The organism is Actinokineospora inagensis DSM 44258 (assembly GCF_000482865.1).
Classification (GTDB): domain Bacteria; phylum Actinomycetota; class Actinomycetes; order Mycobacteriales; family Pseudonocardiaceae; genus Actinokineospora; species Actinokineospora inagensis.
Genome location: NZ_AXWW01000013.1, coordinates 33,061 through 46,262, shown reverse-complemented (window position 1 = coordinate 46,262; position 13,202 = coordinate 33,061). Strand labels below are relative to the sequence as shown.

Genomic DNA, 13,202 nt, shown 5'->3' with positions numbered 1-13,202 from the left:
CGGTCGTGCGGTTACCCGTCACCGGGTTGGGGGACGTCCGTTGTCAGCGTCGGTGGTTGCGGGCGGGTCCGCTTGGTGGTTGTGGTGGTGGTTGTCGTTTCGGTTGGTGTGGTCGTGGTTGTCGCCGGTGGTGTCGTGGTGGTCGTCACCGGCGGGGTGGTAGGGGTGGTCGTCACTGGCGGACGGGAGTCACTGGTGTCGGTCACCGGCTCCTCGTCGCCGATCGCCACGAACCGGGGGAAGTTCACCTTCGGGGCGCCCTTGAGGTACTCGTTCATGAACTTCTGCCACACGTGGCCGGGCAGGCCGGAACCGTAGACGGCCTTGCCGGTGACGGCGTCGCGGATGGGTTGGCCGTTCTCGGCGCTGAGCGCGACCGCGGTGGACACCTGCGGGGTGTAGCCGACCATCCACGCCTTGGCGTTGTCCGGGGTGTCCATGTACTGGTGGGTACCGGTCTTGCCCGCGCACAGCCGCCCGTCCGAGCAGGGGATGTTCGACGACTGCGGGATCGGCAGCAGCGACTCGGTGACGTTGCGGGCGATCTTGGAGTTCAGGTCGGGGTCGTTCGGGGTGAACGCCAGCGCCTCGGCGTAGGAGGGCTCGGCCGAGGCCTCCCAGGCGGTGGCGCCGTCCGGGTACTGGATCTTGGCGATCAGGTGCGTCGGCCTGCGGGTGCCGCCGTCGGCGAAGGTCGCGTACGCCCCGGCCATGTCCCGGACGCTGACCCGGGTCTGGCCACCGCCGATGGCGATGTTCAGGTCGAGCGCCTTGGACAGGTCGGAGGTGATGCCCGCTTCCTTGGCCGCCTCGGCCGTGCCCGCCGGTTTCACGTCGTTGTAGACCATGTCGCTGAACACCACGTTCAGCGACTCCTTCATGGCCTCGGCGACCGTGCACTGCTGGCACTTCGGGGCTGCCGCGTTCTTCACGATGTGTTTCGAGCCCGGGGGGAACGCCTTCGGGGAGCTGTCGTACATCTTCTGCAGCCCCATGCCCTTCTTCAGCAGCCCGACCAGGTCGAACGGCTTGAACGACGAACCGGGTTCCTGCTGTGTCTTCGCCCAGTTCACGCCGTTGGGGTCGCTGCCGCCGTAGTAGGCGAGGATGCCGCCGTTGTTCGGGTCGACCGCGACGAGACCGACGTGGCTGGTCGCCGGTTGGCCCTTCATCACCGTCGTCACCGAGTCCTCGGCGATCCCCTGCGCCCGCTCGTCGATGGTGGTGGTGATCTTGTAGCCGTTCTGCTTGAGCCGGTCCTCGGAGTAGCCGAGGTCCTCCAGTTCGTCGGTGATCATCCCGGGCAGGAACGCGCGCGCGCCGGTCAGCGAGGCGGCCTTGGTGGTGGTCGGGTCCGCCGGGGCCGGGAACTGCGCCGAGGTGCGCTCCTGGTCGGTCATCCAGCCGTTCTCCACCATCCGCTTGGACACGTAGTCGTAGCGCTGGTGCTGGTAGGCCGCCTGCTTCGACTTCGCAGGCGTCTGGATCATGCCCGCGAGCAGCGCGGCCTGCGGCCTGCTCAGCTTGTGCAGGTCGTCGACCCCGTAGTACGCCTTGGCCGCCGCCGCGATGCCGTAAGCCCCGCGACCGAAGTACACCGTGTTCAGGTACGCGGTGATGATGTACTTCTTGTCGTAGGTCTTGTTCATCTTGTACGACTTCACGACCTCGACCCACTTGCGGGTCAGCGTCGGGTCGTCGTTGCCGGTGGCCTGCTTGATGTACTGCTGGCTGATCGTCGAGCCACCACCGCCGCCGCCGGTGACGTTGTTCCACACCGCGCGCATGATGCCGGTGAGGTCGAACCCGGAGTTGGTCTCGAAGGTCTGGTCCTCGGCCGCGTACACCGCGTGCTTGACGTCGTCGGGGATGTCCTCCGGCTTGAGCATCACCCGGTTCGCGCCCGCAGCGGCGATCTGGGTCATCGGCTGCCCGTCGCTGTAGAGCAGGGTGACGACCTTGGCCTGGTCGCGGGCCACGTCCTCGGGGTTGTTCACGTCGACGAGCTGGTAGGTGATGAAGAAGGCCACGATCGGCCCGACGATCATCAGGCCCGCCAGCACGTAGCAGGTGCGCCGCACCCGCCGCCAGATCTTCTTCTTGCGCATCTTGCGCAGTTCCTCTTCGGTCGGCCCGGCATCGGCCTCGGTGTCGACCTCGTCGTTGAAGCCCTCTTCCAGTTCGGGCTCGCGGTGGGTCAGCAGTTGCGGCTCGGACCGGGCCTGCCCGACCGGCTTGGGCATGAACACGGTCGGCCCCTCGGCGTTCGGGTCCGGCCTGCCGCCTTGGCGGATCGCCATCGTCGCCTGGTCGCGGTTCGGGTTCGGCAGGGCCGTGGTGGGGCCTGCCGGGTCGGGCGCGCCGGGCTTGCGCGGGCCGCCGGGGCTGTTCATCACCGTGGTCGGGCCGCCGGGGGCGTTCGGACCCGGGCCGTTGGGGCCTGGGCCGTTGGGGCCGGCTGGGCCGCGTCCGTTGGCGGGACCGGGACGGCCGGGGGGAATGGGTGCGCCGTTGGGACCGCGACCTGCGGGCGGGCGACCGCCGGGGCCGCCGTTGGGACCGGGGCGGGCCGGACCGCCGTTGGGGCCGGACTGGGCGTTGGGGCCGCTGCGACCGCCGTTGGGGCGGTTGACCTGGCGGGTGACGCCCTCATCCGCGGCCTTGTTGTCTGCCGGGGGTTCGACGCCCTTGCCGTCGACGCCCTTGCCGTCGACGGCTCCCCCCTCTTCCTCCCACAGCGGGCTCCAGAACCCGGTGCGTTCCTCGGCGGGGGGTCCGGACGCGCGGGATTTGGCCCCGTCCGGGTCGTCCCCGGTGGGCCAGTCCGGCTCCGGCCGTCGCCGCTGGTCATTGTGGTCGTTCACGAAAAGGCCTCCCCGGCCCGACGGCCCGGGATGGGCGTCGTTCGGTGGTCATGCGCGGCAGCGCGTGCGTGCCATGCGTTGGACCCGGTCACGCGGGCACTCACTCCGCTGCCGTCCTCCTGCGGGTCTTGGGCGTGCGAACGCCCCCGGTCCCCAGGACGTATGACTGCACCAGGTGGTTCCAGGAACATGTCCGGCAGACCTCGACCGTGTGCACGGAGAACTCCTCGTACACCGCCGCCATCTTGGCCAGCTCCTCCGGGACGCGCGCCGAGCCGGAGACGTGCTTGAGTTCGTCGCCGTACACCCAGCTCACGTTGGTTAGCTGCTCCTTGCGGCACACCGGGCAGGTCACGTCGGTCGGTTGACCGTGGAACTTCGCGGCGCGCAGCAGGTACGGGTTCGCGTCGCACACCTCGGTGGTGCCGACGCGACCCGAGTAGACCCCGGCGAGCAGCGACCTGCGCTGCAACGCGTAGTCGACCACCTGCCGCTGCGTTCGCACGAGGACAGCCTACGCGGCCGCGTTATCACGGAGGTGAGCCGATTCGCCGCGTCGACATGCGCCCGGGATCCGATTCGTGACCTGCGTACCGGTTGACCGGCGGGGATGCGGGTGGCTCGCGGTGATCCGGCGGGTTGATCCGCCCGCGTGGCGATTGACACACGGTCTTCGGTTGGCCAGGCTCGCGATGTATCGGCACGATATAAGTGTCCAGTAGGTCAACTCATGTCGTGCGGTGGCGGTCAGGTTTTCGAAGGAGGTGCCCGTGCTCGAGTTCGCGATCCTCGGGCTGCTCCACGAGGCCCCGATGCACGGGTACGAGCTGCGCAAGCGCTTGCACGAACTGCTCGGGACGTTGCGGACGTTCTCCTACGGCTCGCTCTACCCCACGCTGCGCCGCCTCCTGCGGTCCGGCTGGATCGTCGAGGAGACACCGGACGGCGACGCCCGCTCGTGGGGCAGGCGCGGCAAGCGCGTTTACAAGCTCACCGCGGAGGGCAAGGAGCACTTCGCCGGTTTGCTCGCCGACGCTGGCCCGCAGACCTGGGACGACGACGGGTTCGGCGTCCACCTGGCGTTCTTCTCGAAAACCCCGGCCGAGGTGCGGATGCGCATCCTGGAAGGCAGACGCCGCCGGGTGGAAGAACGCCGCGAGGGTCTGCGTTCCTCGTTGGCGCGGGCCGGTGAGCAGATCGACCGCTACACCCGGGAGCTGCACCGGCTGGGACTGGAAACGAGCGAGCGCGAGGTGCGCTGGCTCAACGAGCTGATCGCGCACGAGCAGAGCGAGCAGCCCGGTCCAACGGAATGACCGGCAGGCAGGCCAGGCGCCTGTGACGAGGACCGCGCTCGGCGCGCGGCGGAAAACGAGAAGGAGAACCGGCATGGGCGAGAACCGCCAGAGCGTGCGGGTGGCCATCGTCGGCGTCGGCAACTGCGCCGCGTCGCTGGTGCAGGGCGTGCACTACTACCGCGACGCCGACCCGACGACGCGGGTGCCGGGGCTGATGCACGTCCAGTTCGGCGACTACCACGTCCGCGACGTCGAGTTCGTCGCCGCGTTCGACGTTGACGCCAAGAAGGTCGGCCGCGACCTGTCCGAGGCGATCGTGGCCAGCGAGAACAACACCATCAAGATCTGCGACGTGCCGCCGCTGGGTGTCTCGGTGCAGCGCGGCCACACCTACGACGGCCTCGGCGAGTACTACCGGGAGATGATCAGCGAGTCCGACGAGCAGCCGGTCGACGTGGTCGCCGCGCTGCGCGAGGCCGAGGTCGACGTGCTCGTGTCGTACCTGCCGGTCGGCTCCGAGGAGGCGGACCGGTTCTACGCGCAGTGCGCCATCGACGCCGGTGTCGCCTTCGTCAACGCGCTGCCGGTGTTCATCGCCTCCGACCCCGAGTGGGCCGCGAAGTTCACCGAGGCAGGTGTCCCGATCGTCGGCGACGACATCAAGTCCCAGGTCGGCGCGACGATCACGCACCGGGTCATGGCGAAGCTGTTCGAGGACCGGGGGGTGGAGCTGCAGCGCACCTACCAGCTCAACTTCGGCGGCAACATGGACTTCATGAACATGTTGGAGCGCAAGCGGCTCCAGTCGAAGAAGATCTCCAAGACCCAGTCGGTGACCTCGCAGATCCCGCACGAGATGGCCAAGGCCGACGTGCACATCGGCCCGTCGGACCACGTCCCGTGGCTCGACGACCGCAAGTGGGCCTACGTCCGCCTCGAGGGCCGCTCGTTCGGCGACACCCCGCTCAACCTGGAGTACAAGCTGGAGGTCTGGGACTCGCCGAACTCGGCGGGCGTGATCATCGACGCGGTGCGCGCCGCCAAGATCGCCCTGGACCGCGGCATCGGCGGCCCGATCCTGTCGGCCTCCTCGTACTTCATGAAGTCCCCACCCGAGCAGTACTCCGACGACGACGCCTACGACGCGGTGGAGAAGTTCATCCGCGGCGAGGTCGACCGGTAGTTCACATCGCGGAAGGGGGCCGGCTTTCTCGAACTCGGGAAGCCGCTCCCTTCCGCGATACCCCGTGGTGATCGACTGGTCGCGTGGCGCGACCATCGGGGCACACCTTTGGTCTGTTCGCCCCCCGTTCACCCGAATGTCCGCTTCGGTCGGTTTGTGCCTCCTACGGTCACGCCATTCCCAGTGACCGTTCCCACCACCGGAGGCTCCGTGTCCCCCACCGACGGCCGGATCCCGTTGCCGCTGCTGCCGAACCACCCGCTTGGTCGGTCCGCGGTGACGTGCCAGTACCGCTGCGCGAACGCCTGCTCGCACGAGGCGCCCAACTCTTCGGACAACGCCTACTTCGGTGACGTGGTCCGGTCGATCGTCAGTCGCCGGGGGATGCTCCGGGCGGGGGCGGTGCTCGCCGTGGCGGGGGCCGGTGTCGGCGGGGTTGCCGGTACCGCGGCGGCGGCCCCGGCGCGCGACGGTGGCCACGGGCGCCCGCGTGGGCCGAAGGGGTTGGACTTCACGGCGGTGGCGCCCAACCGCGAAGACCGGATCGTCACGCCCGAGGGGTACCACGACGCCGTGGTGATCCGGTGGGGTGACGCGGTGTTGCCGGGCGCGCCCGCGTTCGACTTCGACCACCAGACCGCGGCCGGGCAGGCGCGGCAGTTCGGCTACAACAACGACTTCTGCGGTCTGGTGCCGTTGGGCCACGACGCGTACCTGCTGGGCTCGAACCACGAGTACACGACCGAGTCGTTCATGTTCAAGGGCTACACCGCGGCGAACCCGACCGAGGAGCAGGTCAAGATCGGCTGGGCGGCGCACGGGTTCTCCGTGGTGCGGGTGGAACGGGACCGGCGCAGCGGCAAGCTGGTGCCGAAGATCGACCGCAGGTGCAACCGGCGGATCACCGTCAGCACGCCGTTCGAGTTCACCGGCCCGGCGGCGGGCAGCCAGTTCCTGCGCACGTCGACCGACCCGACCGGCCGCCGGGTGAGCGGCACCTTCGGCAACTGCGCGGGCGGGGTGACCCCGTGGGGCACCATCCTGTCCGGCGAGGAGAACTTCAACGGCTACTTCGGCAACGGCGAGAAGGTCACCGACCCGACCGCCGCCGCCAGGGTCGCCCGCTACGGCACCCCCAAGGGCGAGAGCGTGCGGAAGTGGGAGCGGTTCGACCCCCGCTTCGACCTGGCCAAGGAGGCCAACGAGTTCAACCGGTTCGGCTGGGTCGTGGAGATCGACCCGCTGGACCCCGGTGCCGCGCCGGTGAAGCACACCGCGCTCGGCCGGTTCAAGCACGAGGGCGCCACCATCCAGGTCGCCCGCGACGGCCGCGTCGTCTGCTACATGGGTGACGACGAACGGTTCGACTACATCTACAAGTTCGTCTCCAAGGACCGCTACCGCCACGGCGACCGCGCGCACAACAAGCGCCTGCTCACCGAGGGCACCCTGTACGTCGCCCAGTTCACCGGCGACAGCCCGGCGGCCGAGTTCGACGGCACCGGCAGGCTCCCGGCCGACGGCGAGTTCGACGGCACCGGCAAGTGGATCAAGCTGGTGTCCGGCGACCGCTCGTACGTCGACGGCTTCACCGCCGAGGAGGTGTACGTCTTCACCCGCCTCGCCGCGGACAGGGTGGGCGCCACCAAGATGGACCGCCCCGAGGACGTCGAGCCGAACCCGGTCAACGGCCGGATCTACGCCGCGCTCACCAACAACACCGACCGCGGCAAGCCGGGCAAAGAAGGCCCGACCGAGATCAACCCGCGCAACGGCAACAAACACGGCCACGTCCTCGAATGGGCCGAGACGCACGGCGACCACACCGCCACCACGTTCTCCTGGCGCCTGCTGCTGGTCTGCGGCGACCCCAACTCCCCGGACACCTACTTCGGCGGCTACGACAAAACCCAGGTCAGCCCGATCTCCTGCCCGGACAACGTCGCGTTCGACCGGCACGGCAACCTGTGGATCGCCACCGACGGCAACGCCCTCGGCTCCAACGACGGCCTGTTCGCCGTCCCGGTCGACGGCCACTACCGCGGATACCTCAAGCAGTTCCTGACCGTCCCCGTCGGCGCCGAAACCTGCGGCCCGGTCGTGCAGGACGACTTCATCCTGGTCTCGGTGCAACATCCCGGTGAGCTGGACGGCGCCAGCGCCGACAACCCGCTGGCCCACTGGCCTGATGGCGGCACCGCCCAGCCCCGCCCCGCCGTGGCCATGGTGTGGAAGTCCGGCTGCCGCGTCGGCGAGTGAGCAGGCGGCCCTCCCGCCCGCTTGGGCGGGAGGGCCGCTGACCAGCCCGTCGGCCGGGTATCGACTTGCCCACTGGGTTCTCTGGGTTCTCTGGCCGTGCTGTTCTCTGGCCGCGCTGCCGAGGATGCGCCGGCGTCTTGCCTGTGATGCCGAGGGCAGATCGGTACCCGGCTTACGTTTTGGGTCGAACCACCGGCCAATCCCGTCCCGACTCAGGCCAGGCATCGTCGTTGACCAGTGATCCCCGGTTTGGCCTGACGTCGTTGTTGACGGGTGATGCCGCTCCGGTCCGGTCAGGTGCCGTTCTGGATGGGCGATCTCGCCTCGGCTTGGCCCGACGTCGTTGTTGACGGGCAGTCCAAACCCCGGTTCGGTCAGGTGCCGTTCCTGACGGGCGATCTCACCCCGACTCGACCAGACGTCGTCCCTGACCAGCGATCGCACCGGTTCGGCCATGTGTCGCTGACCAGCGATCCCACCGGACGGACACCATCCTTGACCTGCGTGTTCACCCCTGGCTCGGGAAGTTGTCCACACTCCGTCCCGCTGTCCACAGCCCGCACCGCAGGTCCCTGATGATCTTGCCGCACCGGTAGACTGGCCTCGGGGACGCCCCCCGGGAAGGGTGGGGGCCGGGGACGGGCGGGTGCGACTTGACGTTGCGCTCGGTGGACCGGGTGCGGTTGTTGGCCTGTGGCGTTTTCTGGGGCGGTGCCCGAGCCTCGTGATGGCGGCCTGCGCGACTTGGCGGTCTCTGCGTGGCCGGACATGTCGTCCGATGCTCCCTACGACCAATTCGCCGACTTCGCTGGAGCTGTGGGGAGGGTGGGGTGAGGCGTTGCCGAGGGGTGGGGCTTAGGTTGGGGGTATGCCTTTGGCTTTGATCACTGGTGCGTCCCGTGGGATTGGTGCGGCTGTCGCGCGGGTGCTTGGTGGTACGCATTCGCTGTTGTTGGGGGGTCGGGATGTGGCTGCGTTGCGGGGGTTGGCCGGTGAGTTGCCGGATGCCCGGCCCTGGGCGGTTGAGCTGACCGACCAAGCCGCCTTGGCTGCCGCGGTCACCGGTTTGTCCACTGTGGATGTTTTGGTGCATTCCGCCGGGATTGGTCGGGTTGGGCGGCTTGCCGACGCGACCGCTGAGGTGTGGCGGCGTACTTATGAGGTCAACGTGATCGCTGCTGTCGAGTTGACTCGGTTGTTGTTGCCCGCGTTGCGTTCTGCGCGTGGGCAGGTTGTGTTCGTCAATTCGGGTGCGGGTCGTACCGCGAATCCCGGGTGGGGGCCGTACGCGGCGAGCAAGTTCGCGCTTCGGGCTTATGCTGACGTTTTGCGGGCGGAGGAGCCTGAACTGCGGGTTACCTCGGTGTTTCCCGGTCGCACTGACACGGACATGCAGCGCGGGATTCGGGCGGATGAGGGCGGCGCTTACGAGCCGGATCGCTATCTGCGGGCCGAGTCTGTCGCCGCTGCTGTCCGCACCGCCGTTCTGGCTGGTGACGACGCGCATTTCACCGAGGTCGTCGTTCGTCCGCGTTAGATCAGCCTGCGGGTGATCGCTCGTGCTTTCGCGATGGCCGCCTGCTCGTCGACCTGGGTGGGTTCCCGGTTGGCGACCACCTGTTGACCGGCCACCCACACGTCCTGGACGGCGCGGGAACCGGCGGACCACACGAGGTTCGCGATCAGGTGTTCGTCGGTCACGTCGAGGCCCGCGGGGAACGCGGGGCCGGTCGCGTCGACGTGCACGAGGTCGGCCCACGCTCCCGGTTCGAGCCGTCCGATGTCCGGGCGGGACAGCGCGTCCGCGCCGCCTCGGGTTGACATCAGCAGCAGGTCGGTGGCCTTGAGCGCGGTGGAGTCCATTGTGGATACTCGGGCGAGCAGGCCTGCCAGCCGCGCGTCCTCCCAGAGGTCGAGGTCGTCGTTGCTCGCCGGGCCGTCCGTGCCCAATCCCACCTTGACCCCGGCGTCGCGGAGGTCAACCGTTCGCGCGGTCCCGGAGGCCAACTTCATGTTCGACCCCGGGCAATGCGCCACCCCGACGTCGCGGCGGAGCAGGATTTCGATGTCCTCGTCCGACAGGTGGACCGCGTGTGCCGCGAGCACCCGACCGCCGAACAGGTCCACCTGGTCGAGCAGTCGGGGGACCGAACCGAATTCCTCGCGTTGCCGCACGTCTTCCGGCAATGACTCGGCCACGTGGATCTGCACCAACGCCCCGCGTTCCCGGGCCGCCTCCCCCACTTCTTTCAACGCCTCCGGGGAAAGCGTGTACGCGGAATGCGGGCCGTAGCCCAGTTCGATCCGGTCTCCGTGCCCGAACCGCAGGCCGTCCGCGTCGATCCAGGCGCAGGCCTGCTGGAGTTGGTGCTCCCAGTCCCAGCCGGGCGCGTCGATGATCGCCGGGCCGTAGACGAGGCGGGCGCCGGTGTCGAGGACGGCGCGCACCAGTTCTTCGCCGAAGAAATACATCTCGGCGCTGGTGGTGACGCCCGCCTTGAGCATTTCCAACGACCCGAGCACCATTCCCGCGTAAACGTCGTCGGGGGTCAGTTTGGCCTCGGTCGGCCAGATGACCTCGGTGAGCCACCGCAGCAACGGCAGGTCGCCGCCGAGCCCGCGCAACAACGTCATCGGACTGTGCGCGTGGGCGTTGACCAGACCGGGCATCAGGATGCCGTCCAGCGCTTCCGTCTCCGCCGCCGTCACCGGCGCGGCACTGGCTGGTCCACAGTAGACAATCCGGCCGGTGTCATCGACATCCACCACGCCGTCGCGCACCACCGAACCGGCGGCGTCACACGGCAGGACCACGGCAGCACGCAAACGCAGCGACATGCCCGAATCCTGCCAGGTCCCGCCCGCCCCGCCACCGCAGCCCGGGTGGGCTACTCGTCCATGGCGAGCAGGTAGCGGCCGAAGTGCGGGACGGTGAAGGCGATGCGGCCGCGTTCGGCGGAGTAGATGAGGCCCTTCTTGATGAGGCTGTCGCGAGCGGGTGACAGGGAGGAGGGTTTGCGGCCCAGCGAGACGGCGATGTCGGAGGTGCTGGCCGGTTCGTCGCGGCCGTGGGTGAGGTCGGCGATGGCGCGGAGGTATTCGCGTTCGGCGGGAGTGGCGCGTTCGTAGCGGGAGCCGAAGAAGCCGACGGCCAGCTCCGCCTCGGCCTCGGGGGCGGCGACGAGGACGTCTTCGGCGGTGATCGGGTCGGCGGGGGCGGCGTCCCAGGCGGCTTTGCCGAAGGCCTGGATGAAGTAGGGGTAGCCGCCGGATCGCTCGAAGAGGGCTTCGAGGGCGTCGGGGGTGATCTCGGCGTCCTCGCGGTCGACGGGGGCGAGGACGGCGCGGTCGGCGTCGATCCGGTCCAGCCGGTCGATGCGGACGTAGCGGAAGAGGCGCTCGGAGTAGGACTTGCCCGCGCTCAGCACGGCGGGCAGGTGCGGCAGGCCCGCGCCGACGACGACGAGCGGGGCGCCGGACTGGGACAGCTCGTGGCAGGCGGCGCACAGGGCGGAGATGTCGTCGGCGCCGATGTCCTGCATCTCGTCGATCAGGACGGCGACGCCGGTGCCGACGTCCTTGGCGAGCTCGGCGACCTCGGTGAACAGCTCGACCAGGTCGATCTCGATGTCGCCGGAGTCGGCGCGGCCCTGGGTGGCCGGGACGTCGATGCCCGGTTGCCAGCGTTCGCGCAGCTTCGCGCCGTCCGGTGACGCCTTCAGGGCGAACGCCTTCAGCACGCCGAGCACCTGTTCGACCCGGTCGGGGGCGCGGTGCCGGACGGCCAGGTCGCGGATGGCCCGGTGCAGCGCGGCCGACAGCGGTCGCCGCAGGTCGGCATCGGGCCGGGCCTCGATCTTCCCGGCGCCCCAGCCGCGCCGGACGGCCATCGACCGCAGCTCGCCGAGCAGCACCGTCTTGCCGACGCCGCGCAGGCCGGTCAGCACCAGGCTGCGTTCCGGTTTGCCGCGCGCGACCCGTTCCAGCACGACGTCGAACGCGGCCAGCTCCCGTTCGCGGCCCGCCAGCTCGGGCGGCCGTTGGCCCGCGCCGGGCGCGAAGGGGTTGCGAACCGGATCCACCACCGGACCGTATCGGCGTCTCTAGCGCTTGCCCGATATTTCCCCGGCGCGCCACCGGGGCTCACGGTTTATCCAGGTATCTAGCAGATGCCGTAGATAGCCAAAGACAGCCGAAGGCACAGTCAGATCTGCCGAGCGTTAGCACAGTGTTCGCCGGCTCACAAGAAACCGGACACTATCCGGTGAGACCCAGGCCACTGCCGATGATTCATCGGTGTGTGCCCCACTTCACCGGACAAACACGTGCTTTTGCCGATCGCATGGCGCATACTTGAGCCATGCCACTCAGCCAGAGCGGCTACCGAGGTCCTTAGAGGGGATGCCAGCGAAGATGAACGTGACCGCGAAGATCCGAGCCCGCCGCGCCGAGGCCCGCACGCGCAAGGCCGTGAACCGCGCGATCGAGAAGGCCGCCACCCCGGCGATGCGCCACGAGCTGATCGCGATGGCGCACTCGCACAACGTGTGGCGCTGAACCACGAGCTCGGGCCGTGAGATGTGATGCAGGGCACATCTCCGGCCCGTTGTAACACCCCCGGAGCGACGCACGATGTTCCGGTTGACCCCGTAGTGCTGGCGGACCCCCGACCTGGCAGCACTACGGGGTTTCTGCTGTCTCCAGGGCCTTTCCGGCCACTTGCCGATCCACCCGCCCGACCTGCCGATCGAAGTGGACCGGTGCCGCCGAGCGCGCCCGATCCCCGCGAGATCCCGCCGCGACCGACGCGGTGTGCGGACCGCGCTCGACGGCGTTGTCCCGGCCTGCCGGAGCTCGACCAAGGGTCGACTAACCGCGACCAACGGAGCGTGACCGAATTTCACGTCGCAGAATGGGATTGCTCCACGCGGATGAAGTGGACATCGGCACAGAGGGTCGCCCGGTTGCTCCGCCCGGCTGGTTCGCGGTGCCCCCTCCTGGGCCGATGTCGCCGCGCGTACTCCACCCGTTCAGTTCTACAGCCGACGGATGGCGGTCGTCGTAGGCCATCCGTAGTAGCTATCGGTCATAGCGTCACTCGATAGGTGAGGGGCGTCACAAGGATGCCGCTCACCGACGAACACGCTCCGCTTACCGTCTACTACCCGGTAGTTGCCACCGGGGCACCAGCTCGACCGGGAAACTGATCGGTAATCGCAGTACCACGAAGGAGCCGGACACCTTGGCCGTGACAGGAACGGAGTCCGTGGGCACGGACGTCCGCCGCACGCTGCACCTGAGGTTCGAAGATCTGGAAGTCGCCGAGCGGGCCGTGCCGAGCCCGCCGGTGGACCGGGCCACCGAAGTCGAGCGGCCCGAGCCGCCGCAGGCCCACCGGACCGGGGCCGACCGCGCCCTGGTCGTCGCCGAGCGGTTGCTCGGTGACTGGGCGCCGACCCTGCACCGGGCGATGTTGCTGGTCGTCTGCGTGCTGACCGGCCTGATCGGGTTGGCGTTCATCGCCGGGATCGTGCCGTCGCTGCTCAGCGCGGCGCTGGTGGTGGCCATGCTGGTGGTCCGCCAGCGGTAACGGCCGAC

10 protein-coding genes are annotated in these 13,202 nt (G+C 69.1%); 6 read left to right on the top strand and 4 right to left on the bottom strand.

Translation table 11 applies throughout. The features are described 5' to 3' along the window. Positions 1 to 11: 11 nt before the first annotated feature. The gene (locus H504_RS33200) at positions 12 to 2,864 is read right to left on the bottom strand and encodes a transglycosylase domain-containing protein (protein ID WP_051385467.1); all 2,853 of its coding nucleotides are present in this window, start codon (positions 2,862 to 2,864) and stop codon (positions 12 to 14) included. A 100-nt stretch (positions 2,865 to 2,964) separates the two neighbouring features. After that, positions 2,965 to 3,369, bottom strand: a complete 405-nt coding sequence (locus tag H504_RS0104155) for a DUF5318 domain-containing protein (protein WP_026421750.1) — start codon at positions 3,367 to 3,369, stop codon at positions 2,965 to 2,967. 265 nt (positions 3,370 to 3,634) lie between these two features. Here H504_RS0104155 and H504_RS0104150 point away from each other — a divergent pair, with 265 nt between their 5' ends. The 4 genes from H504_RS0104150 to H504_RS0104135 all read left to right on the top strand — a co-directional run bounded on the left by H504_RS0104150 (position 3,635) and on the right by H504_RS0104135 (position 9,141). Beyond that, positions 3,635 to 4,180, top strand: a complete 546-nt coding sequence (locus H504_RS0104150) for a PadR family transcriptional regulator (RefSeq protein ID WP_026421749.1) — start codon at positions 3,635 to 3,637, stop codon at positions 4,178 to 4,180. A 73-nt stretch (positions 4,181 to 4,253) separates the two neighbouring features. Continuing rightward, positions 4,254 to 5,345 (top strand): inositol-3-phosphate synthase, encoded by a 1,092-nt coding sequence (locus tag H504_RS0104145; RefSeq protein ID WP_026421748.1) that lies wholly within the window; start codon positions 4,254 to 4,256, stop codon positions 5,343 to 5,345. A 183-nt stretch (positions 5,346 to 5,528) separates the two neighbouring features. After that, positions 5,529 to 7,604: a PhoX family protein gene (locus tag H504_RS0104140; protein ID WP_425394031.1), complete on the top strand. Its 2,076-nt coding sequence runs from the start codon at positions 5,529 to 5,531 to the stop codon at positions 7,602 to 7,604. An 868-nt stretch (positions 7,605 to 8,472) separates the two neighbouring features. After that, positions 8,473 to 9,141: an SDR family oxidoreductase gene (locus H504_RS0104135; RefSeq protein WP_026421746.1), complete on the top strand. Its 669-nt coding sequence runs from the start codon at positions 8,473 to 8,475 to the stop codon at positions 9,139 to 9,141. On the opposite strand, the gene H504_RS0104130 is transcribed toward H504_RS0104135, so the two are convergent. Further along, positions 9,138 to 10,442, bottom strand: coding sequence for an amidohydrolase family protein (locus H504_RS0104130; protein WP_026421745.1), 1,305 nt, complete (start codon positions 10,440 to 10,442; stop codon positions 9,138 to 9,140). The genes H504_RS0104135 and H504_RS0104130 overlap by 4 nt on opposite strands. A gap of 50 nt (positions 10,443 to 10,492) precedes the next feature. Next, on the bottom strand, positions 10,493 to 11,686 hold the full coding sequence (locus H504_RS0104125; RefSeq protein ID WP_026421744.1) for an AAA family ATPase: 1,194 nt from the start codon (positions 11,684 to 11,686) through the stop codon (positions 10,493 to 10,495). 319 nt (positions 11,687 to 12,005) lie between these two features. Here H504_RS0104125 and H504_RS41805 point away from each other — a divergent pair, with 319 nt between their 5' ends. After that, positions 12,006 to 12,161, top strand: coding sequence for a hypothetical protein (locus tag H504_RS41805; protein WP_169735318.1), 156 nt, complete (start codon positions 12,006 to 12,008; stop codon positions 12,159 to 12,161). Positions 12,162 to 12,852: 691 nt separating this feature from the next. Beyond that, complete coding sequence (locus H504_RS0104115; RefSeq protein ID WP_157440195.1) at positions 12,853 to 13,194, top strand: hypothetical protein; 342 nt, start codon at positions 12,853 to 12,855, stop codon at positions 13,192 to 13,194. Positions 13,195 to 13,202: the final 8 nt, after the last annotated feature.